At 68.4% G+C, this 22586-nt stretch carries 19 protein-coding genes; 5 read left to right on the top strand and 14 right to left on the bottom strand.

Features of this window, described 5'->3' with window-relative positions:
• Positions 1-18 precede the first annotated feature (18 nt).
• On the top strand, positions 19-912 hold the full coding sequence (locus ACWCO2_RS28085; RefSeq protein ID WP_450130783.1) for a nucleoside hydrolase: 894 nt from the start codon (positions 19-21) through the stop codon (positions 910-912).
• 24 nt (positions 913-936) lie between these two features.
• Here ACWCO2_RS28085 and ACWCO2_RS28080 read toward each other — a convergent pair whose 3' ends face one another.
• The 6 genes from ACWCO2_RS28080 to ACWCO2_RS28055 all read right to left on the bottom strand — a co-directional run bounded on the left by ACWCO2_RS28080 (position 937) and on the right by ACWCO2_RS28055 (position 8353).
• The gene (locus ACWCO2_RS28080) at positions 937-2244 is read right to left on the bottom strand and encodes a family 43 glycosylhydrolase (protein WP_450130782.1); all 1308 of its coding nucleotides are present in this window, start codon (positions 2242-2244) and stop codon (positions 937-939) included.
• A gap of 168 nt (positions 2245-2412) precedes the next feature.
• Entirely contained in the window at positions 2413-4176 is a 1764-nt protein-coding gene (locus ACWCO2_RS28075) for an acetyl/propionyl/methylcrotonyl-CoA carboxylase subunit alpha (RefSeq protein ID WP_450130814.1), read from the bottom strand.
• 284 nt (positions 4177-4460) lie between these two features.
• Positions 4461-4715 (bottom strand): acyl-CoA carboxylase epsilon subunit, encoded by a 255-nt coding sequence (locus ACWCO2_RS28070; protein ID WP_450130781.1) that lies wholly within the window; start codon positions 4713-4715, stop codon positions 4461-4463.
• A 22-nt stretch (positions 4716-4737) separates the two neighbouring features.
• Entirely contained in the window at positions 4738-6375 is a 1638-nt protein-coding gene (locus ACWCO2_RS28065; RefSeq protein ID WP_450130780.1) for an acyl-CoA carboxylase subunit beta, read from the bottom strand.
• Between the two features lie 209 nt (positions 6376-6584).
• Positions 6585-7763 (bottom strand): TetR/AcrR family transcriptional regulator, encoded by a 1179-nt coding sequence (locus tag ACWCO2_RS28060; protein WP_450130779.1) that lies wholly within the window; start codon positions 7761-7763, stop codon positions 6585-6587.
• The gene (locus tag ACWCO2_RS28055) at positions 7751-8353 is read right to left on the bottom strand and encodes an RNA-guided endonuclease TnpB family protein (RefSeq protein WP_450130778.1); all 603 of its coding nucleotides are present in this window, start codon (positions 8351-8353) and stop codon (positions 7751-7753) included. The genes ACWCO2_RS28060 and ACWCO2_RS28055 overlap by 13 nt, the downstream gene beginning before the upstream one ends.
• A gap of 163 nt (positions 8354-8516) precedes the next feature.
• On the opposite strand from ACWCO2_RS28055, the gene ACWCO2_RS28050 reads away from it, so the two are divergent.
• A complete protein-coding gene (locus tag ACWCO2_RS28050) occupies positions 8517-9926 on the top strand; it encodes an amidase (protein WP_450130777.1) in 1410 nt (469 codons plus the stop codon).
• A 4-nt stretch (positions 9927-9930) separates the two neighbouring features.
• On the opposite strand, the gene ACWCO2_RS28045 is transcribed toward ACWCO2_RS28050, so the two are convergent.
• The 4 genes from ACWCO2_RS28045 to ACWCO2_RS28030 form a co-directional block, all read right to left on the bottom strand.
• On the bottom strand, positions 9931-11589 hold the full coding sequence (locus ACWCO2_RS28045; RefSeq protein ID WP_450130776.1) for a helix-turn-helix domain-containing protein: 1659 nt from the start codon (positions 11587-11589) through the stop codon (positions 9931-9933).
• A 2-nt stretch (positions 11590-11591) separates the two neighbouring features.
• Positions 11592-12140: a hypothetical protein gene (locus ACWCO2_RS28040; RefSeq protein ID WP_450130775.1), complete on the bottom strand. Its 549-nt coding sequence runs from the start codon at positions 12138-12140 to the stop codon at positions 11592-11594.
• A gap of 359 nt (positions 12141-12499) precedes the next feature.
• Positions 12500-13105 (bottom strand): FMN reductase, encoded by a 606-nt coding sequence (locus ACWCO2_RS28035; RefSeq protein ID WP_450130774.1) that lies wholly within the window; start codon positions 13103-13105, stop codon positions 12500-12502.
• On the bottom strand, positions 13102-14199 hold the full coding sequence (locus ACWCO2_RS28030; protein ID WP_450130773.1) for an LLM class flavin-dependent oxidoreductase: 1098 nt from the start codon (positions 14197-14199) through the stop codon (positions 13102-13104). The genes ACWCO2_RS28035 and ACWCO2_RS28030 overlap by 4 nt, the downstream gene beginning before the upstream one ends.
• Before the next feature lie 199 nt (positions 14200-14398).
• On the opposite strand from ACWCO2_RS28030, the gene recQ reads away from it, so the two are divergent.
• Positions 14399-16240 carry a DNA helicase RecQ gene (gene recQ, locus ACWCO2_RS28025; protein WP_450130772.1) on the top strand — a complete coding sequence of 614 codons (1842 nt, stop codon included), beginning with the start codon at positions 14399-14401 and terminating at the stop codon, positions 16238-16240.
• On the opposite strand, the gene ACWCO2_RS28020 is transcribed toward recQ, so the two are convergent.
• The 3 genes from ACWCO2_RS28020 to ACWCO2_RS28010 all read right to left on the bottom strand — a co-directional run bounded on the left by ACWCO2_RS28020 (position 16241) and on the right by ACWCO2_RS28010 (position 18279).
• On the bottom strand, positions 16241-16927 hold the full coding sequence (locus ACWCO2_RS28020) for a DUF445 domain-containing protein (protein WP_450130771.1): 687 nt from the start codon (positions 16925-16927) through the stop codon (positions 16241-16243).
• A 160-nt stretch (positions 16928-17087) separates the two neighbouring features.
• Positions 17088-17591: an XdhC family protein gene (locus ACWCO2_RS28015; protein WP_450130770.1), complete on the bottom strand. Its 504-nt coding sequence runs from the start codon at positions 17589-17591 to the stop codon at positions 17088-17090.
• Positions 17592-17649: 58 nt separating this feature from the next.
• The gene (locus ACWCO2_RS28010) at positions 17650-18279 is read right to left on the bottom strand and encodes a class I SAM-dependent methyltransferase (RefSeq protein WP_450130769.1); all 630 of its coding nucleotides are present in this window, start codon (positions 18277-18279) and stop codon (positions 17650-17652) included.
• Between the two features lie 213 nt (positions 18280-18492).
• Between ACWCO2_RS28010 and ACWCO2_RS28005 the strand changes: the two genes are divergently transcribed.
• Positions 18493-20976, top strand: coding sequence for an ATP-dependent Clp protease ATP-binding subunit (locus tag ACWCO2_RS28005; RefSeq protein WP_450130768.1), 2484 nt, complete (start codon positions 18493-18495; stop codon positions 20974-20976).
• An 81-nt stretch (positions 20977-21057) separates the two neighbouring features.
• Here the strand turns inward: ACWCO2_RS28005 and ACWCO2_RS28000 are convergent, their stop codons facing one another.
• Complete coding sequence (locus ACWCO2_RS28000) at positions 21058-21414, bottom strand: arsenate reductase family protein (protein ID WP_450130767.1); 357 nt, start codon at positions 21412-21414, stop codon at positions 21058-21060.
• Positions 21415-21578: 164 nt separating this feature from the next.
• On the opposite strand from ACWCO2_RS28000, the gene ACWCO2_RS27995 reads away from it, so the two are divergent.
• The gene (locus ACWCO2_RS27995) at positions 21579-21845 is read left to right on the top strand and encodes a DUF3040 domain-containing protein (RefSeq protein ID WP_450130766.1); all 267 of its coding nucleotides are present in this window, start codon (positions 21579-21581) and stop codon (positions 21843-21845) included.
• Positions 21846-22586 lie beyond the last annotated feature (741 nt).

The following is a 22586-nucleotide window of genomic DNA, read 5'->3' as shown; positions in this document are numbered from 1 at the left end:
AGCCATGGAAGGTACGGCATGAACGAACCCCGACCGCAGGCGATCCTGCTCGACACCGACATCGGCAGCGATGTGGACGACGCCCTCGCCCTCGGCGTCCTCCTCGGCTCGCCCGAAGCGCACCTGCTCGGTGCGACGACGGTCTACGGCGACACCCTGCTGCGCGCCCGGCTCGCGCACCGCTTGGCCCGGCTGGCAGATCGGGAACTGGTCGTCGTTCCCGGTTCCGCCGAGCCGCTGTCCGGTAAGGAAGTGTGGTGGGCCGGGCACGAGGGCGATGCCTTCGACGACCTCGACGCCGAGCCCGTGCACGACACCGTCGATGCGACCCGGTTCCTCACCGACACCGCAGTCGAGCACTCCGGGAACATCAGCGTGGTCGCGATCGGGCCGCTCACCAACATCGCAGAATCCCTTGCGCGCGAAGGTGAATTCGCTGGCGCCGTGCGCACGCTGTACGTCATGGGCGGCGATTTCCGCGACACGGGCAAGACCGAGCACAACATCGTCAGCGACGTCACCGCCGCCCGTACGGTCTTCGCCTCCGGCATCCGCACGGTCGTCACCGGTCTCGAGATCACCACGCGGGTGCGCATCGAACGCGACGGCATCGACGCCATCCGCGCAGCCGGCCCCTTCGGTGCCGCGATCGCACGCGAGATCGACGCATGGACCGGCTTCACGGGCGAGGGCTGGAGCGTCCCCCACGATCCGATCACCGTTCTCTCCGCGCTGCGCCCCGACCTCTACACGACCGAGCCGGGCACCATCACCGTCGCGGACGACGGGCGAACCACCTTCCACCCGGATCCGGACGGCCCGGTGCACCTCGTGGTCGACGCCGACCTGACGACCATCGCCGACGAGATCGTCACCCGGATCATCCGCGCTTCCCGGAAAGCCTCCAAGTGATCGTCTCGATCAGAGCTTCGAAGGTCATCCCCCTTCGCGTCGGACGTAGATCCGCTTGCCGTCCGGGCCGGTCCACTCCATCCGCACCACACCGGCCACGGCGGCGTCCGCCTTCCGCGATGGGTCGGCCCAGTAGCCGGCGACCGGGTTCCGGAAGAACGTCGCCCACAGCTGACCGTCGGCGTCCACGAAGAGATTGTTGTGCCCAGCGCCGACGCCGGCCGTCCAGCGCTTCGAATACGGCCCTTCGAACTTGTCCGCGACCGCGATGATCGCGTCGTACTGGTACCGCTCGCTCTCGGTCTCGGGCACGTTGTAGGCGTATCGCGTGCTGCCGTCGGGATTCTCGGACGTCCGATTCCAGGCAGCGTGCATCAGGTAGTACTTGCCTTCGTACTTGAGGACGTGCGCACCTTCGAGATACGGCTCTGGCGAGTAGGGCGCCTGCTCGAACTTCGGGAGGTTCGTTCTCTGAACGATGTCCTCCATGTCGTCCCGAAATTCCGCGTACAGGTGGTTGTGCAGCACGAGCCACGCCTTGTCGCCTTCGGTGTAGAGGCCACCGTCGATGTGGTAGTAGACCTCCGGGTCGATCCATTCCGGTCCGCCTGGCGCCAATTCGCCGAACGGCTTTTCAAAGTTGCCCTCGACGATCCGGTACGGGCCCTCGACTCCGCCCTCGCTCTTGAGCATGAACGAGCCGACCTTGCTGGAGTGATCGCCCATGCACGCGACGATGTACCAGGTGTCGCGGAAGTAGTGCACCTCCGGCGCCCACACGTTGCCGCGCTTGCCGTACTCCTCGTCGTGCCAGTACTCCTGCCACGGTGCGACGACGGTGCGTCCTGGTTTGTTCTCACCGGCGAATTCCGGTGACCACACCTTGCCCTTCTCCGCATCGGGCCGGACGCCGGTCGTGTCCACCAATTTCCACGGCCCATCCAGGGAAGCGGCGACCCAGACGAAGATGCCGTCGTTCCAGGGCGCCGCGCCCTTGAGACCGGGAGCGCGGGTGGTGCCCGTGGCGACATAGAGCGGCTTCCCGTCGACGACGAAGCAGTTGACGTAGGTGTCCCGGATCCAGATCCTGCCGAGCTCCTCGTCCCGGGGGCGGAGTTCGAGTTCGAGAACGCGGGAGTTGTCATCCCGCGGCCACAGGTCCTTTCGGGTGTCCGCGGTGCCATAGGGCTTCATGCCCGGCCAGTTCGGCGGGTATTCCTGTTGCGGCGGAAGCCCGTTCGCCCAGGTGGCGGCGGGCAGGACGGATGCCAGTCCCAAGGTGCCCGCAGTACCCAACAGCAGGGACCGTCGGTTCAGGTGCGAGCCGGGCATCGACATTCTCCTCGCTGTATTGCGCCAAATCACGAATCGAGGCTGACGTGCTGCATCAGTCCCCTTGATCGACACTACACAGATTCCGGGCGTCGCTCGTCTGACATCGGTGAAGCGCAAAACGGCCCCGCCCGGAATTCCAGGCGGGGCCGAGCTGCGTCGGAGGTGTTAGTCCTTGATCTCGCAGAGGGTGGTGCCCTGGGAGACCGAGTCGCCCGGTTGGGCAGACATGCCCGTGACCGTGCCCGCCTTGTGGGCCGTCACCGGGTTCTCCATCTTCATCGCTTCCAGGACCGCGATCTGCTCGCCGGCCTCGACCTGCTGGCCGTCGGTGACCGCGACCTTGACGATGGTGCCCTGCATCGGCGCCGTCACCGCGTCACCGGACACGGCCGCGCCGGCCTTGCCCGCGGAACGCTTGCGCGGCTTAGCCTTTCCGGCCGGGGCCGCGCCGGACACCGCCAGCTCGGCGGGCAGCGTGACCTCGAGGCGGCGGCCGCCGACCTCGACGGTGATGCTCTGCCGGGCTTCCGGCTCCTCTGCCTCGGCGCCGCCGGTGAACGGCTCGATGGTGTTGTCGAACTCGGTCTCGATCCAGCGGGTGTGCACGGAGAAACCGTCGGTGCCGGTGAACGCCGGGTCGCGCACGATCACGCGGTGGAACGGCAGCACCGTGGCCATGCCCTCGACGATCATCTCGTCCAGGACGCGGCGCGAGCGCTCCAGCGCCTGCTGGCGGTCCGCGCCGGTCACGATCACCTTGGCCAGCAGCGAGTCGAACTGCCCGCCGATGACGCTGCCCGACTCCACACCGGCGTCCACCCGCACGCCCGGGCCCTGCGGCGCGACGAAGCGGGTCACGGTGCCGGGGGCGGGCAGGAAGCCGCGGCCCGCGTCCTCACCGTTGATGCGGAACTCGAAGGAGTGGCCGCGCGGCGCCGGGTCCTCGTCGAACTCCAGCTTCTCCCCCGCCGCGATGCGGAACTGCCCGCGGACCAAGTCGATGCCGGTGGTCTCCTCCGAGACCGGGTGCTCCACCTGCAGCCGGGTGTTGACCTCCAGGAACGAGATCGTCCCGTCCAGCCCGACCAGGAACTCCACGGTGCCCGCGCCGTAGTAGCCGGCCTCGGCGCAGATCGCGCGGGCCGCCTCGTGGATGGTGCGGCGCTGCTCGTCGCTGAGGAACGGCGCCGGGGCTTCCTCGACCAGCTTCTGGTGGCGGCGCTGCAGCGAGCAGTCGCGGGTGCCGACGACGACCACGTTGCCGTGCTGGTCGGCCAGCACCTGCGCCTCAACGTGGCGCGGCCGGTCCAGGTAGCGCTCCACGAAGCACTCGCCGCGCCCGAATGCGGTCTCAGCCTCGCGCACCGCCGAGGCGTAGAGCTCGGGGATCTCCTCGATCGTCCGGGCGACCTTCAGACCGCGGCCACCACCGCCGAAGGCGGCCTTGATGGCCACCGGCAGCCCGTGCTCCTCGGCGAAGGCGACCACCTCGTCGGCACCGGACACCGGGTCCTTGGTGCCGGGCACCAGCGGCGCGCCGGCGCGGGTGGCGATGTGCCGGGCGGTGACCTTGTCGCCGAGATCGCGGATCGCCTGCGGCGACGGGCCGATCCAGATCAGGCCCGCGTCCAGCACCGCCTGCGCGAACTCGGCGTTCTCCGACAGGAACCCGTACCCCGGGTGCACCGCGTTGGCTTCCGCGCGCTTGGCCGCGTCGATGATCTTGTCGATGTTCAGGTACGACTCGCCGGGCGTGGAACCGCCCAGCGCGAAGGCCTCGTCGGCCATGCGCACGAACTGCGCGTCGGCGTCCGGCTCGGCGTACACGGCGACGGAGGCGATGTCCTCGTCCTTGCAGGCGCGGATCACCCGCACCGCGATCTCACCGCGGTTGGCGATCAGAACCTTGCTGATCGGCGTCACGTCCACAGTGGTCAACCCCTCATTTCCCGGCGCGACGCCGGACGGCTGGCAAAAACTTGTCTTGGAGTCTGTTGGTGGTTGCCTTGCTCAGGTGGTCGCTCAGCGGAACCTGAGCGCTTCCCCGGACTGCGGGTGCCCCTCCTGGTGTACGACCAATACACGGCGGAGGGGCCGTCCTCTCCAGAAAACCGCTCAGAACCCGCCGGTGGTCACCTGCACAGGTGCTCCAAGCGGCTGACGCCGCTTCCACAAGCGTGGACGGCATACGCCGACAGAGCTTTCTGAACACCTCAGCCCGGCAGCGCCGAAGCGCGCCAAGCGTGCGGGCCGGGGCGCAACGGTCGCCGCCCCGCTGGGTTGCGGACCGCCGCGGCCGGGTCGCCCCACAGCGACATCGGCTCGCGCTCCGGTTCGGCCGAAGCTGCCTTGGCCGCGGCCAGCCCGGTCAGCGCTGCGGTCAGCGCGGCGAGCTCGACCTCGTCGGGATCGCCGCGCACGATGCGCAGCACCGGCCGCTCCGGTGCCGCGTCCTCGTCGTGGCTCATTGCGCACCTCCTCGGGCAGGCGTCACAGCGGGATGTTGCCGTGCTTCTTGGCGGGCAGGCTCTCGCGCTTGTCGCGCAGCATCCGCAGCGACCGCGCCACGTAACCGCGGGTGAACGACGGCGGGATCACCGAGTCGACATAGCCGCGCTCGGCGGCGACGTACGGGTTGCACAGGGTGTCCTCGTACTCCTGCTGCAACTGCGCGCGCACCGCTTCGACGTCCTCGCCGTTGTCCACGGCCTCGGCCAGTTGGCGCCGGTAGAGGATGTTGACCGCGCCCTGCGCGCCCATCACCGCGATCTGCGCCGTCGGCCAGGCCAGGTTGACGTCCGCGCCCAGGTGCTTGGAGCCCATCACGTCGTAGGCGCCGCCGTAGGCCTTGCGGGTGATCACGGTGACCAGCGGGACGGTCGCCTCGGCGTAGGCGTAGAGCAGCTTCGCGCCGCGGCGGATGATGCCGTTCCACTCCTGGTCGGTGCCCGGCAGGAAGCCCGGCACGTCCACGAAGGTCAGCACCGGGATGTTGAACGCGTCGCAGGTCCGCACGAACCGCGCGGCCTTCTCGCTGGCGTCGATGTCCAGGGTGCCGGCGAACTGGGTGGGCTGGTTGGCCACCACGCCCACCGGGTGGCCCTCGACGCGACCGAAGCCGGTGACGATGTTCGGCGCGAACAGCGACCCGACCTCCAGGAAGTCCTCGTCGTCCACGACGCGCGAGATGACCTCGAGCATGTCGTAGGGCTGGTTCGGCGAGTCCGGGACCAGGGTGTCCAGCTCGAGGTCGATGTCGCTGATCGAGTCCGCGATCGCGCCGTCGGTGATCTCGGCGTCGAAGACCGGCGCCTCGGCGAGGTTGTTGCTGGGCAGGAACGACAGCAGCTCCTTGACGTAGCCGATCGCGTCGTCCTCGTCGGCGGCCAGGTAGTGCGCGTTGCCCGAGCGGGAGTTGTGCGTGCGGGCGCCGCCGAGCTCCTCCATGGTGACGTCCTCACCGGTGACCGTCTTGATCACGTCCGGGCCGGTGATGAACATGTGCGAGGTCTGGTCAACCATCACGGTGAAGTCAGTGATCGCCGGGGAGTACACCGCGCCGCCCGCGCACGGGCCCATGATCAGCGAGATCTGCGGGATCACCCCGGAGGCGTGGGTGTTGCGCTTGAAGATCTCGGCGTAGAGACCCAGCGCCGCGACGCCTTCCTGGATCCGCGCGCCGCCGGAGTCGTTGATGCCGATCAGCGGGCAGCCGGTCTTGAGCGCCAGGTCCATGACCTTGACGATCTTCTCGCCGAAAACCTCGCCCAGCGAACCGCCGAAGACGGTGAAGTCCTGGGAGAACACGCACACCTTGCGGCCGTCAACGGTGCCGTAACCGGTCACCACGCCGTCGCCGTAGGGGCGGTTGGCGTCCAGGCCGAAGTTGGTGGAGCGGTGCCGCGCGTGCTCGTCGAGCTCCACGAACGAACCCGGGTCCATCAGCAGGTCGATGCGCTCGCGGGCGGTGTACTTGCCCTTGTCGTGCTGCTTGGCCACCGCGCGTTCCGAGCCGGCGTGCACCGCCTCGTCATTCCGCCGGTACAGATCCGCCAGCTTGCCCGCGGTCGTGTGGATGTCCGGCACGTCCACCGGCGGCTGACCGACCGGCTCCGTCGCGCTGCTCATGCAACCAACCCGTCCTCGTTACCTGCTCGACCCCAGTATCCGCGCACGACCGCGATCTCGGCGCACGCTGCACTGGTCATCGCGAAGATTAGTGGGACGGACACGCCGAAGTCAATCCAGAAGTGACCCGCGCCTAGTAGCACCCGCCTCCATCTAGCTGCCAATTTGACGGTTAAGTGAATGGCCGATAGCCGCCCGATAGGCCTTGATCAGTCGATGGGCGTGTCCAGCATCAGCGCCGCGCCGACCCGCAGCAACGCCTCGACGTCGCGGACCGCGCCGGTGCGCGCCATGTCGTTGGCCACAGTCAGCGCCGCCTGCACCAGGATCCGGGAACGCACCTGGTCCAGCTCCGGCCGCGCCTCGCACAGCAGCCCGACCCACTCGGCGACGTAGGCGTGCTGGGTCTGCCGCGCCCGGTGCCGTTCGGCGTCCGGCAGGTGGTTGACCTCACTGACCAGGATGTCGATGAAGCGCCCGTGGTCGAAGGCGAAGGCGATGTAGGAGCGCAGCAGCTCGCGCAGCGCGTCGTCGGCGGCCGGGGTGCTGGCCAGGGTGCGTTCGAGCTCGACCTCCAGCCACGCGTTGCCGCGGGTGATCACCGTGCCGAGCAGCTCCTGCTTGCTGGCGAAGTAGTTGTAGAGGCTGGGCCCGGCGATCCCGGCAGCCGCACCGACGTCCTCGGTGGTCACCTTGGTGTAGCCGGCATCGGAGAACAGCCGGGTCGCCGCCGCCAGCAGCAGTCGGCGCCGGGAGGCGCGGCTGGCGAACAGCGCCGACCGCTGATCGAAGTCGGCGCGGCGCTCGGCGAACTGGTGCGGGGTTTGGTTGCCGATGACCACCACCATCGCCCGCAGCAGCTGCTCGAACTCCCGCCTCGGCAGATCGACCTGGTGATAGGAAGGGCTGGTCAGCACGCTGAACGTGCACCAGGCGCGGAACCTGGCGTCCTGGCCGGTCAGCTCCGGCCGGAAGGCGCGGGCCACCTCGGCCAGGCCGCTGGCAACCTCGCGCAGCTCGTCACGCAACGCGTCGCGCTGCTCATCGGGAAGCTGCCGGGCCTCTCGCTGCCAGAGCACGCCCAGCTGGCGGTGCTCCAGCGCGACCGCGGCGAGCCGGTCCACCACCTGGTCCAGGTCGGTGACCTCGGCGGTGATCTCGCTGAACGGCCGCAGCTCGTCGAGCACGACCCGGGTCAGCAGCTGCTGCTTGCCGGCGAAGTGCCGGTACAGCGCCGAGGAACCGACCCCGACGGCTTCGGCGATGTCGCTCATGCCCACCCGCGCATAGCCCTGGCGGTAGAACAGGTCCGCAGCAGCGGCGATGATCAGCGCGCGCCGGTTGCGCGGACGCGTGTTGCGGGCGGGCGTGTTGGTCACCTCGGGCATCGCGTCCTTCCTTCCGCTGGGAGAACGTACATGTTTGTACTCCCAGTCAGCGCGTTGCCGCGCTGACGTTGCGATTCGGATCTTCTCGTGGCGGTACCCGCTGCACCCCATGGGGCCGTCTTGCGCAGGTTTCCATCGGGCTCGTTTAGCCTCGCCCCGCAACTCGGGGAGGAGGTCTCGCGCTCAACAAGAGCAGCGAGGTTGCGTGCGGCGTTGAGGTCCCGGTCAAGGACCAGGCCACACGCGTGGCAGTGGAAGGCGCGCTCGGACAGGCGCAGTTTGGCTTTCACCACACCACAACCCGAACACGTCTTAGAACTCGGAAACCAACGGTCAGCGATATGCACCTGCACGCCGGACCAGGTGGCTTTGCACTCGACCTCAGGACGCAACTCGGCCATACCCACCCCCGCCACGTGCCGCGCCAACGACCGGTTTCGCATCATCCCGGACACATTAAGGTCCTCGATCACGATCACACCATGCTCACCCACCAGGCGGGTGGACAGCTTGTGCGAACCATCGCGACGCGCGTTGGCGATCACCTCACCTGTGGATAGCACCGCAAGGGATTTCACTCCGAGGTCCATACCCACACGCGAGTCTGGGCACGTGGGCGGAGGGGCTTCTCGCTGGATTTCCCCGGACACACAAAATCAGGAACAGTCAACGCCCCTTACCCGACAGACCTTTCGATCGCGTCCGTCGCACGTAATACTTCGGCATCACCACCGCATGACCGGGAGCCGCCGCATGTCACCAGAGAACGCCGACCTGATCGGAACCGGGCTCACCGGCCTCGCGGCACGGCTCCGCGGCGGAGCGCTGTCCAGCCGCGATCTGGTGTCGGCCAGTCTGGAACGGGCCGCGGCGCTGGAGGAGCTGAACGCTCACATCACCCTCGCCGAGGACGCCGTCAAACGCGCCGACTCGCTCGATCAGCAGCTCGACGAGCGCGGACCAGTTGGACCGCTGCACGGGATTCCCATCAGCGTCAAGGACAACTACCGGACCGCGGGCATCAGGACCACCGGTGGCATGGGCGTGCTGCAGGACTGGACTCCGGACACCGACGCCGCGGTGGTGCAGCGCTTGACCGATGCTGGTGCGGTCATCGTCGGCAAGACCAACATGCACGAGTACAGCTTCGGCATCACCTCGGACAACCCGCACTTCGGCCCGGTGCGCAACCCGATCGACCCGACGCGCAGCGCAGGCGGTTCCAGCGGCGGATCCGGCGCGGCGGTCGCTGCGCGCATCGTGCCTGCCGCGATGGGCACCGACACCGGTGGTTCCGTCCGCATTCCGGCGGCGGTGTGCGGCGCGGTCGGGCTGAAGCCGACCCGCGACCGGTTGCCGCTGGACGGTGTGCTGCGGGTGTCCTACAGCTTCGACGTCCCCGGGCCGATCACTCAAGACGTCACGGACTCCGCGCTGCTGATGCACGTGCTCACCGGCGGCGAGACGGTGGCTCCTTCGGCGTTGCCGACCAATCCCACGGCTCTGCGCGGTGTTCGCATCGGCATTCCGGTGGGCGACTACTGGGCGGACAACCACCCGGAGGTCGAGCAGGTGTACCGAGAGGCGGCGCAGCGGTGCGTCGACGCGGGAGCCGAACTGCGCGAGGTCACCGTCGAGCGCTCCGAGATCGGCAGTGAGACCGGGTTCTTGATCGCTACTCCGGAAGCAGTCGCGCTGGTGGCGGAGTTGTTCTGCGAGTGCGGGCTCGGTTCGATCGAGGAGCACCTGGACGGTTTCGGCGCCGACGTCGCGGCCCTGTTCCGCAGTCAGATCGGAGCGGACGCCTCGCCCATTCCCGCGCACGAATACCTGGACGCGATCAGCGAGACCGTGCCCGCCATCCGCCGTGGATACCTGAACGCGCTGTCCGATGTGGATGTTCTGCTCACGCCCACTGCGCCGACTCCGGCGGTTCCGTTGGCGGAGACCAGTCTGATGCAGCACAACGGGCGGTCGGTCGATCCGTTCCCGACCTTCGTCCGCTACACCTTCGGACTCAGCGTGATCGGCCTGCCGGCGATCTCCGTTCCGGCCGGGACCACGAGCGACGGTCTTCCGGTGGGCGTGCAGCTCGTCGGCGCCCACCACACCGAATCAATGCTGTTGCGCCTGGCCCGGGCCTTCGAGCACACCTCGGACTGACCGGTCACCAGCGCCAGCGGGTGGCGGCGGCGATTTCGGCCGGGTCGGTGTCGGCGAAGTGCTCGGCTTCGGCGCGACGGACGGTGAGCATCGCGTCGTGCATTTCAGGGCCCATCGCATCGGCCAGCAGTGCTGACGCCGCCAGTGCATCGGCAGCTTCAGCTGAGTTCGTGGGCAGGCGGCGGATTCCGGCCGACTCCCGGGCGAGCTCGTCGAGCGCCGCTGGGTCGCCGGTGACTTCGTCGGGAAGCTGCAGTTCCTCGCGCACACCGGCCAGCCCTGCGGCGAGCACCGCGCCGACCGCGAGGTAGGGGTTCGCGGTGGCGTCGAAGCACTTCACCTCGACGTTCGCGGCCCACTGCTCGGTGCCGATCGTGCCGGTGATCAGTCGCAGAGCCGCCTCGCGCGCCTCGCGGCCCCACACCTGCCACACCCCGGCCCAGCTGGACGGCTTCAGCCGCAGGAAGCTCGCCGGGTTGCCGGCACCGACGGCCAACAAGGCGGGGAGCTCCCGCAGCACACCGGCCAGGAACGCCTCCCCCGCCGGGCGCAGCCCGTGCGGACCGGAACCGCCAGCGAACAGATTGCCGTCCTCGTCGTGCGCAGACAGGTGCAGGTGACCGCCGGAACCGGCGCCGCCGGGCACCAGGCAAGGCGCGAAACTCGCCCGCCAACCGTGCCGTCTCGACACCGCGCGCACGGTGTGCCGGACCAGCACCGCGTCGTCGGCGGCAGCGACCGGGTCGGACGCTGCCACCGAGAGCTCGACCTGGCCGAGCGCGTACTCCGGGTGGAACTGCTGGACCTCCAGCCCCTGCTCGCGCAGGGCGGCGACCAGCTCGCGGGCGTAGTCGGCGGTGGCCTCCAGCCGGATCTGGCCGTAGGCAGGTCCGTCGAAGGCCGGGACGAAGTCCTCGGTGTCGTCCCGGCCCAACGCCCACTCGTGCTCGAAAGCCGCGGAGACCGTCAGTCCGACGTCAGCGGCGGCCCGGACCTGCCGGGCGGCGAACGCGCGCTGGCATCCGACGAACCGGTCTCCGTCCTGGGTGAACTTGTCGGCGGGCGCCCAGGCCCAGCCCGGCAGCGCGGCCAACCGGACCAACCGGTCCACGTCCGGCACCAACCGCAGGTCGCCGTCCGGGCCGCCCAAGTAGCGGCCGGGCACCATCACGTCGTCGAAGGTGAAGGTCTCGAAGCACGGCGAGGCGCCGACCCCGAACCGCGCCGCCACGGCCAACCGCTCCAGCGGCACGGTCTTGACCCGCACGTTCCCCGCATTGTCCACAAAGGACAACTCGACCATTTCGACGCCTTCGCCGCACAGCCGCGCGACGGTACCGACCAAGCCGTCCTGCTCAGCCCCGGGAATCCGCTCCGCACCCATGGCCGTGACGGTATCGGGATCCCGGGGCGATGGCAGCACCTCTCGCGTTCTCAGCTCCAGGCGCCCGGATTCGATCAACTCCTCCAGCGTCGGCAGCGGCTGGAGATCGCTTCCTTCAGCGCCGTCGCAGGAACGGGTCAGGACGAGCGCCAGATGCACGGCGGCGCGGGAACGGACATCCGTGAGATCCAAGCTGAAAGCCCGTTCCGCACGCCTCATGTGCGCGGTGACCGTATTGCGGCTGAGTCCGAGCATCCGGGCCACAGCTGAGCGAGGCATGTTCATCGACATACGAGTGATGTCGACGCTGGGCTTCGGGAGCGAACCCAGCGGCCGCAAAATGCACGTGCCCAGGCCAGAGCTGGCTTGCGGGGAAGGACTCCTTCCAGCTGGGACCGGCCGTGGTAGAAGACCGAACGAGCAGGGGCGGTGCGGGCGGCGGCCAGAGCGTGGGTGGCCTGAGCGAAGGCTTCGGCCGTCGCGCTGAGCAGGTGTGCGCCGCTCACCCCCAGCGCATAGCGAGGATTGTCGCGAACCAGACGGCGCAAGATCTCCACCACCCCGCCCGAGTCGCCGTCTTCCTCTCCAGCGGCAACGAGACAGATCAAACTTTCCTTGATGACAGGGCAGTGCACCATCAGATCCCTGCCGTGGAAGCCCGAAGGATCCTGGTAGATCTGGGGAATCCGGTCACGGTCGGCCGATGGGCAGCTCAGCAGGTATACGCGCAACCGCTCGGCGTCCAGCAGCGGTGGAACAGCACCACTGGTCATCCGGCGGGCCAGCACCGGCGCACCCGCCAGCAGCGCATGAAGCACGCTCAACCGCACCTGGCGCGCCTTGCGCTGGTAACCACGCCAAGCCCGGCTACCGTCCTCCGCGCGGCGCAGCAACGTGGGCGCCGATCTGCCGGCACAGCCAGTCGAGAATCTTCCGGACGTCCGGTTCGCCCCCACCTGAGGCTTGACGTCTCACTTCATGCAGCAACCCGTCCAGACCGCCAGGCTGCTGCTGCGCTCCAACCTTCGTCACGCGTCGCCCCCAGCGCCGCATCGGCTCTTCCCCAGCTCAATGCGCTCTGAACTGAGAACTTCCCGAGCTAGATCACTCAGCCGTCGGCAGGATAGTCAGATCCTTGACGACCGAGGGCGCCCTCGCTCCAGATTCACCCCATCCCGCCCGGCTCGGCTCAGTTCTGGGTTTGCGCGAGGAGTTGTTCGAATGGGACCGGCTCGTCGAGGGCATCGGGCCGGCGCGGCGCCGGGCGGCGGTCGATCAGGGCCGCGAACTCGGCCGCCGCGCGGTCGATGCGGTCGGCCAGGGCCGTGCCGTCGCCGCCGTTGCCCCAGTCCTCCGACGCCGCGTAGACCGCCGTCGGCACCACCGTTGCGCGCAGGTAGCTGAACATCGGGCGCATCGCGTGCTCCAGCGCCAGCGAGTGGCGCGGGGAACCGCCGGTGGCACCCATCAGCACCGGCTTGCCCACCAGCGCCTCGTTGTCCACCACGTCGAAGAACGACTTGAACATGCCGCTGTAGGAGGCCTGGAAGATCGGTGTCACCGCGATCAGCCCGTCGGCCGCAGCAACCTCGTCGAGCACCTCGCGCAGCTCGGTACCGGGGAATCCGGTGACCAGGTTGTTCGCGATGTCCTTGGCGTGATCGCGCAGCTCGACCACGCGGGTGCGCACCGGCAGTTCCCGCCCGGTGGCGGCTGCCAGCCGGTCGGCCAGCAGCCGGGTCGACGACGGCTGGCTCAGGCCCGCCGAGATGACTACCAGGTTCCGCTCCGTCACTTCGCGGCCTCCGTCTTCTTCGCGTCCTTCGCGGCCAGCAGCGAGGCGTGCGTCGGCGCCTCCGGGACGTGGCTGGGCCGCATCGATTCGAACTCCTTGCGCAGCACCGGGACGACCTCCTCACCGAGCAGGTCCAGCTGCTCGAGCACGGTCTTGAGCGGCAGCCCGGCGTGGTCCATCAGGAACAGCTGGCGCTGGTAGTCGCCGACGTTGTCGCGGAAGCTCAGCGTCCGGTCGATGACCTCCTGCGGGCTGCCCACGGTCAGCGGCGTCTCCGTGCTGAACTCCTCCAGCGACGGCCCGCCGCCGTAAACCGGCGCGTGGTCGAAGTACGGCCGGAACTCGCGCACCGCGTCCTGGGAGTTCTTGCGCATGAACACCTGGCCGCCCAGACCGACGATCGCCTGGTCCGCCGAACCGTGGCCGTAGTGCTCGAACCGGCGCCGGTACAGATCGACCATCCGCCGGGTGTGCTCCTGAGGCCAGAAGATGTTGTTGTGGAAGAAGCCGTCGCCGTAGTAGGCGGCCTGCTCGGCGATCTCCGGGCTGCGGATGGAGCCGTGCCAGACGAACGGCGCGACGCCGTCCAACGGGCGCGGCGTGGAGGTGAAGCCCTGCAGCGGGGTGCGGAACTTGCCCTCCCAGTCCACCACGTCCTCGCGCCACAACCGGTGCAGCAGGTGGTAGTTCTCGATCGCCAGCGGGATGCCCTGGCGGATGTCCTGGCCGAACCACGGGTACACCGGGCCGGTGTTGCCGCGACCCATCATCAGGTCCATCCGGCCGTCGGCCAGGTGCTGCAGCATCGCGAAGTCCTCGGCGATCTTCACCGGGTCGTTCGTGGTGATCAGCGTGGTGGAGGTGGACAGGACCAGCCGCTCGGTGCGGGCCGCCACGTAGCCGAGCATGGTGGTCGGCGAGGACGGCACGAACGGCGGGTTGTGGTGCTCACCGGTGGCGAAGACGTCCAGCCCCACCTCCTCGGCCTTCAGCGCGAACCGCACCATCGCCTTGATCCGCTCCGCCTCGGTGGGCGTGCGGCCGGTGGTCGGGTCCGCGGTGACGTCGCCGACCGTGAAGATCCCGAACTGCATGTCAGCTCCTTCGTTGGCCCGATCCCGCTCATTTAGTACGAGATGCAACTACTTCCAGGAACGATTCTTCCCCAAGAGGTATTCCCGGTGCCAGCCGGTACCGGCAGGACGCGCGTCACAACTGATGCCCCGACGCGCCTGGGCATGTCGGCACCCGCGGAACGGCTCGCGGTCGTGGGGGCTGCGTAAGATGCGCGCCGTGGCTTCCCCGGACCTGGCGATCAGCGATGCGCAGCAAGTCTTGCAGCGGGTGTTCGGCTACGACTCCTTCCGCGGCGAGCAGCAGGAGATCGTCGAGCATGTGGTCGAGGGCGGCGACGCGCTCGTCCTGATGCCCACCGGTGGGGGCAAATCGCTGTGCTACCAGATCCCGGCCCTGGTGCGCCCTGGTGTCGGGATCGTCGTCTCGCCGCTGATCGCGCTGATGCAGGACCAGGTGGACGCGCTCAAGGAGCTCGGTGTGCGAGCCGGGTTCCTCAACTCCACCCAGAGCTACGAGCAGCGCCGCGACACCGAGCAGGCGTTCGTCGCCGGTGAGCTCGACCTGCTCTACCTGGCGCCGGAGCGGCTGAACCTGGACTCGACGCTGGAGCTGCTCGACCGCGGCGAGGTCTCGCTGTTCGCCATCGACGAGGCGCACTGCGTGGCGCAGTGGGGCCACGACTTCCGCCCCGACTACCTGAACCTGTCGGTGCTGCACCAGCGCTGGCCCTCGGTGCCGCGCATCGCACTGACCGCCACCGCTACCCCGGCGACCCGCAGCGAGATCGCCACCCGGCTGGAGCTGACCGAGGCCCGGCACTTCGTCGCCGACTTCGACCGGCCCAACATCCAGTACCGGATCGTGCCCAAGAACGATCCGCGCAAGCAGCTGCTGCAGTTCCTGCGCACCGAACACGCAGGGGACGCCGGGATCATCTACCGGCTGTCCCGCGCCGAGGTGGAGCGGACCGCGGAGTTCCTGGTCGCCAACGGCATCGACGCGCTGCCCTACCACGCCGGGCTGGACAAGCAGGTCCGCGCCAAGCACCAGGCGCGGTTCCTGCGTGAAGAAGGCCTGGTCATGGTCGCCACCATCGCCTTTGGCATGGGCATCGACAAGCCCGACGTACGCTTCGTCGCACACCTCGACCTGCCCAAATCCGTCGAGGGCTACTACCAGGAGACCGGCCGCGCTGGCCGCGACGGGCTGCCCTCCACCGCTTGGATGGCCTACGGCCTGCAGGACGTGGTCCAGCAGCGCAAGCTGATCGACCTCTCCGACGGCGACGAGGCGCACCGCCGCATGCAGTCCCGGCACCTGGACTCGATGCTGGCGCTGTGCGAGACCGTGAGCTGCCGCCGCACGCAGCTGCTCGCCTACTTCGGGCAGGACCATCCGGAGGACTGCCAGAACTGCGACACCTGCCTGACCCCTCCGGAGTCCTGGGACGGCACGGTCGCCGCGCAGAAGCTGCTGTCGACCGTGGTGCGGCTCGATCGCGAGCGCAACCAGCGGTTCGGCGCCGGGCAGATCATCGACATCCTGCGCGGCAAGAAGACGCCGAAGGTCGAGCAGTTCCGGCACGACTCGCTGAGCGTGTTCGGCGTCGGCTCCGACCTGAGCGACAACGAGTGGCGCGGCGTGATCCGCCAGCTGCTGGCTCAACGCCTGATCTCCGTCGAGGGCGACTACGGCACGCTGGTTCTCACCGAGACCAGCGGTGAAGTGCTGCGTCGGGAAGACCCCCGCCAGGTCCTGCTGCGCACCGAAGCCAAACGCGTCGCGTCGACGACCAGGGCGAAGGCGGCGAAGCAACCCACGCAGGAGATGCCGGCCGAGGCCGAACCGGTTTTCCAGAAGCTGCGTGCCTGGCGCCTGGCCACCGCGCGCGAGGAGGGCAAGGCCCCGTTCATCATCTTCCACGACTCGACGCTGCGTCAGATCGCCGCAGCTCAGCCGTCCACCCTGAACGAGCTCGGCAGCATCAGCGGGATCGGCGAGCAGAAGCTCAACAAATACGGCCAAGCCGTGCTCGACGCCCTCGTCGCAGAGGAATGATCACGGGGCGACGTGCTCCAGGACCAGCACCTGGGCCTCGCTGACGACGAAGCCCAGTGCGGCGCCGGTGGCGATGAGGGTGCGCTCCTCCTCGCGGGAGGCGGGGCGCAGCAGCTCCTCGAACTCCGAGGCGTCGAGCTCCTTCATCTTGCCGACCAAGGTGTTGCGGATGTCCATCGCGTCGGCCGCGTAGTCCTCGACGTACCCCATCGTTTCCGGCAGCTTGGCCATCAGCAGCTCGGAGATCCCCGCCTCGATGACGTTGCGCGGGGTGATGATCTCGGCGGCGATCAGCTCGCAATAGGCCTCTGCCACCTCGTCGCGGCGCTTGTGGAACAGCCCCTGCCACTCGAAGCGCTTCGGCTGCTGCGACCGGAAGATCGTCTTGAGCGCTAGCCAGCCGGTGAACAGGCCGAACAGCGGCATGATGAGCGGCACCTTGAACACCACCCAGGCCGACATCTGCACCGCGCCGGAACGGCGGATGAACTGGAACTCCTTGCCGCCGGCCTGCAGGAAGATCCGGTTCAGCAGCTCCTTGTCCCAGACCAGGCTGGTGACCACCATGTCCTTGAGGTCGAAGATGTTGTCCACATCGGACTTGATCTCGTTGAGCACCTCGGACAGCAGCCGGGGCGCGTCGGCCTGCACCCTGCTGATCATCGCGCGCTGCACGTCGCGCGGCATCGAGTCCCACAGCCCCGGCTAGTAGGACGAGGCGACCTCGCGGACGATCTCCTCGATGGTCTGCTGCAGCGGCTCCTCGACCTCGGCGACGATCCGTTCGGCCGAGCGGTACAGCAGCTCGCCCATCCGCTCTCGCAGATCCTGACGCTGGCGGACGGGGTCAGAACTCGAAACCGCCGGGCTTCCCGTTGCGGTCGGCCAGCAGCCCGGCGAGCGTCGCGATGGCGATCTCAGGCGGGGTCCGGGAGCCGATGTTCAGGCCGATCGGCCGGTGCACCCGCGCGATCTCAGCATCCGGCACGCCGAGTTCCCGCAGCGCCGCGACGTGCGGGCCTGCGTGGCGCGGGTTGCCCATGACACCGATCCACCGGACATCGCGCTTGAGCACGTCCCGCAACACCGGCCCGAGTTCCTCGCGGTGGTGGTCGGTCACCACGACGTCCGAGCCCGGCCCCAGCTCCGGCACCTCGGTAACCGCTTCGCCCCCGGCCGCCGCTGCCCGCTCCGGGTCCGGTTCGACCAGCGAGACCCGGAAGCCGAGGTCCCGGCCGTATTGCAGCAGGTGCTCCGCCACCGGTGACGCGAACACCGCGACGAGCGCGCGATCACCCGCATCCACCGGCACTTCGCCGTGCGCCACCGCGCACGCAGCATCCTCGGTCATGGCGCCGAGTGTGCCAGCCGCGACCGGCCGGAACCACCCCCAGACTCCACTGTGGACATCAGAGCCGGGTGGCGGTGGCCAACCAGGCGGGCAGATCGACCAGCGCATTCTTCTCAACGCCCAACGCAGCGGCGCGCTCCCCCACCGCAACGCCTCGGTAGCGGCGTTCCTTGATCCCCTCCAGCCGCCATCCCGGCGCACCGAACGCCTCGCGCACCACCAACTCCGGAATCTGGGGACCGAAGCCGGGTCCCGTATCGGCCAGCGCCAAGACGTGGACGGTTGCGCCCGGTCGGCACACGGCGTGCAGGCTGCGCATGTACTTCTCCCGATTCTCCGGCCCGAAGACGTGGAACAGCGCGCTGTCCACGACGGTGTCGTACGGGCCGCCATCCAGCGCCAGCGCATCGGCGATCTCGAACCGGGCCTCAGCCTGCTGCTCGGCGGCGTTGGCCCGAGCCCGCTCGATCGCCGGACGGGAGAAGTCCACGCCCAGCACGTCGTAGCCCAGCTTGGTCAGCAGGATCGTGTGCTCACCAGCACCGCAGCCCGGATCGAGCACCTTCCCGCTGATGCCACCAACGCGCTCCAGCTCGACGATCGCCGGCTGCGGCTCGCCGATCACCCAGGGAGCCGCGTTCTCCTCGTAAGTGGTGTCGAACACCGTACGTCCCAGCGAAGTCCCCATGCCCACAACCTCTCCACGAACCATCTGCTGTTCACACCGTGCAACTTCCACTTCGCTCGAAGTCAACACCTCTCACCCCGCCAGCGAGCCGAGTGACTCAGGCCACTCCTGTGACTGGTGGGAATTACCCAGAGGGGGCTTATGTTGGTTGATACGAGACGACTCAAGTAGATGGCGGCGGAAGCCAGCAACACCGTCGCGAGGAGGTTAGGCATGGCGACGTTCTTCGGACCGGCTGGTGGCCCGTTCGACGAGTACTTCGCGCGCTTCTTCGGAGCCGACGACGCCTCGTCCGGCTCCCGGCGGATCGACATAACCCAGCTGATGACCGAGCAGGCCCAGCAACTGGTCAGCGGCGGCGCCCGCTTCGCGCGGGACCGCGGGCAGACCGACCTGGACGCGCTGCACCTGCTGTGGTCGGCCACGCAGGAGGAACCCACCCGCGCGCAGCTGAAGCAGGTCGGCGTCGATCCCGACGCGTTCGCGGCGGAGGTCGAGGAGCACCTGCCCGCAGCCGATGATGTCGTCGGCGACCGCCCGGTGACGCTGACCCTGGCGGCGCGCACGGTGCTCGCCGACGCCCACCGGGTCGCCCGCGCGCTCGGCTCCACCTACATCGGCCCGCTGCACGTGCTGCTGGCGATGTCGGCGAGCCCCGACTCGGAGACCGGGCGGCTTCTCGGCGCTGCAGGTGCCGGCCCCGAAGCGCTGCGCGCCGCGGCCCAGCGTCCGCAGGTCGAGCAGGAACAGCCGAGCACGGACAGCAACACTCCCACCCTCGACCAGTACGGCCGCGACCTGACCGCGCGGGCCCGCGACGGCGAGCTGGACCCGGTAATCGGCCGCGCCGACGAGATCGAGCAGACCGTGGAGATCCTGTCCCTGCGCACCAAGAACAACCCGGTGCTGGTCGGCGAGGCCGGTGTCGGCAAGACCGCGATCGCCGAAGGCCTGGCCCAGCGCATCGTCGCCGACCAGGTGCCGCAGGTGCTCAGCGGCAAGCGAGTGGTGCAACTGGACCTGTCGGGCATGCTGGCCGGCACCCGCTACCGCGGTGACTTCGAGGAACGGATGACCAAGGTCATCGACGAGATCTCCGAGCACCGCGACGAGGTGATCGTCTTCGTCGACGAGCTGCACACCGTGGTCGGTGCCGGTGGCGCAGAGGGCGCGATGGACGCGGGCAACATGCTCAAGCCCCGTCTGGCTCGCGGCGAACTGCACGTGATCGGTGCGACCACGCTGGACGAGTACCGCAAGCACATCGAGAAGGACCCCGCGCTGGAGCGCCGGTTCCAGCCGGTGCAGGTGCCCGAGCCGAGCGTGTCCGACACCGTGCTGATCCTGCAGGGCCTGCGCGAGAACTACGAGGCTCACCACCAGGTCCGTTTCACCGAGGAAGCGATGCAGGCCGCGGCCCGGCTGTCCGACCAGTACATCAACGACCGGTTCCTGCCGGACAAGGCGATCGACCTGATCGATCAGGCTGGGGCGCGCAAGCGGCTGGCCGCACTGGCACCGGACGACGCCGAGCTGCGCAGCCGCATCGAACGGCTGGAGCAGGAGAAGGACGACGCGGTCGCCGCGGAGGACTACGAGCGAGCATCGGCACTGCGCGACGAGATCAACCAGGCCCGGTCCGGACTCGGCGATGCCGGGACCACCGGAGAGCTGGAGGTCACTGCCGAGGACATCGCCGAGATCGTGGCGCGGGCGACCGGGGTTCCGGTCAGCCGGTTGACCGCCGCGGAGAAGGAGCGACTGCAGCGCCTCGAGCAGGAGCTGCACGAACGTGTGGTCGGACAGGACGACGCGGTGCGGGCGCTGGCCCGCGCGGTGCGGCGCTCGCGCAGCGGGCTCGGCGCCCCGAACCGCCCGGTGGGCAGCTTCCTGTTTCTCGGACCGACCGGGGTCGGCAAGACCGAGCTGGCCAAGGCGCTGGCCGAATCGCTGTTCGGCGACGAGCAACGGCTGATCCGGCTGGACATGAGCGAGTTCCAGGAACGGCACACCGCTAGCCGGCTGGTCGGCGCCCCTCCCGGATATGTCGGCCACGGCGAGGCCGGTGAGCTGACCGAGGCCGTGCGGCGGCACCCGTACTCGGTGGTGCTGCTCGACGAGGTCGAGAAGGCACACCCGGACGTGTTCAACACGCTGTTGCAGGTGCTCGACGACGGTCGGCTGACCGACGGCCAGGGACGCACCGTGGACTTCAGCAACACGGTGCTGATCATGACCAGCAACCTGGGTTCGGAGGTCATCTCCAGCCCCGGCGGCAAGATCGGCTTCACCGCGACCGACGCCGCCCCGGCGCTGGACGAGCGGATCATGCCACGGCTGCGCGAGGCGTTCCGGCCGGAATTCCTCAACCGCATCAACGAGATCGTCGTGTTCAAGCGGCTCGACGGCGAGCAGCTGAACACGATCACCCAGATGCTGCTGGGGCACACCGTGCGGAGATTGGGCGAGCTGGGCATCGACGTCGAGTTCGACCAGGCGGCGGTGGCCTGGATCTCCGAGCGCGGCTACCAGCCGGAGTTCGGTGCCCGACCGCTGCGGCGAGCGATCGAGCGCGAGGTCGACGACCGGATCAGCGACCTGATCCTGGACGGCGAACTCGCCGAGGGTGCCAGGCTGCGGGTCTACGCGGCCGACGGCGAGCTGACCCTGCAGGTCGACCAGCCGGTCACTGCCTGACAACCAGCCGAGCGGGGCGGGCGCGCGTGACGTGCCCGCCCCGTTCTTGCTCATCCGGGCAGACTCACCCGGACCGGCCCATCAGGGCAGAACGGAACGCACGGCCTCGGGCGTGCGAGCCACCACCGTGGTCCCGTCGTCGGCGGTGATGATCGGACGTTGGATGAGCTTGGGGTGCTCGACCATCGCTTCGATCCACCGGTCCCGGTTCTCCGGATCCTTCGGCCAGGTCTTCATCTCGAGTTCCTTGGCCACCGCCTCGTTCGTTCGGACGACGTCCCAGGGCTCCAACCCGAGCCGGTCGAGCACCTCACCCAGCTCCGCTGCGGTGGGCGGTTCGTCCAGGTAGCGGCGCACGGTGTACTCCGCCCCTGCCTCGTCCAGCAACGACACAGCCGACCGGCACTTCGAACACGCCGGGTTGACCCAGATCTCCATTCCCACTCCCCACACACGGAAGCCAACGCACCGATCTTGCCAGGCTCGCAGCAAACCCCGACTACCGCACGAGGCACAAAACTGGGCGGGCCGATGGACCCTTCACAGTCGCCACGATCGTTGCAATACTTGTTCAAGGAGGCGGATACCCGTGGAGGCGCGCCATGCTACCCAGGGACGAACGTCGCCGCCTGAAGGAGATCGAGAACCAGCTCATGGGCGACGACCCGAAGCTGGCTCGCAGGCTGACCGAAACCAGCGCACTGCGCCGGTTGTGGCTCCAGTTGTCGCCGCGAATGCTGCTGGTTCTGGTGGCGGCGACCCTGGCGGTCATGTGCCTGTTCCTCGGCGAGGGCGGCGGCATGTTCCTGTCCGCAGCACTGGCCTTGGTCGCATTCGTCTCCCGGAACTGGCAGATCCGGGTGGAATGAAAGACGTTCCCGATCTCCGGGAAGGCCTGACATCCGGTTCACGTTGCGTAACAGCACACCCCGACGACGTCGAACTCCAGATCGAGTCGAACGTCCGGTTCACCAACCATGCGCCGCGCCACCGAAACCGGATCTGACCTTCCAGGCTCGTTGGAGACCTAGGGGATCCGAACTTGCCAACGGGTTCACAGCAGCGACGGTGATCTCGTGAGGTTTTGAGTTCGCCAGCACACTGGTTGCTTGGGAACTCGCGGCTATTCGAATCTGCCAGCACCTTTTGGGGATGGTCTTGGTGGTTCCTGGCTTGTTTTTGTTTCCGCTGTTGAGTTTTCAAGGTGCTTGATACTTGTGTCCGTTGGGCTGCGGGGTGGGGGTCATCCCCGTGGTTAGTGGATTGTGGGGGCCGGTGTCCGGAGGTCAAGCCCGGCCTGGCGGCCGCCCCTTCGGGGTTTGCAGGCTTGACATCCGGACCCCAGCCCCGTTTTGGCTTTATGTCACGGGGATGACCCGGTATGGAACAACCGCCAGTAGAGAATCTCGGCTGACCGAACACGGGGCGGATGGGACTGATGGACGTTGGGTTGAGGGTTGTTGAGTGTCACCGACGGGTTCCTTTCGCAGTGGGCGGGGCAGCGGGCTTGCTGAGTGAGCCTTTCCGGGTAAGCATCCGTGGCTCTGGGTAGTCGTCGTTGCTGTGGCTGGCGCGGGTGACGATGACACGCCGAAGTCGTTGTGGTGCAA

Source organism: Saccharopolyspora sp. NPDC002376, assembly GCF_053593195.1.
This window is presented reverse-complemented; position numbering and strand designations above follow the sequence as displayed.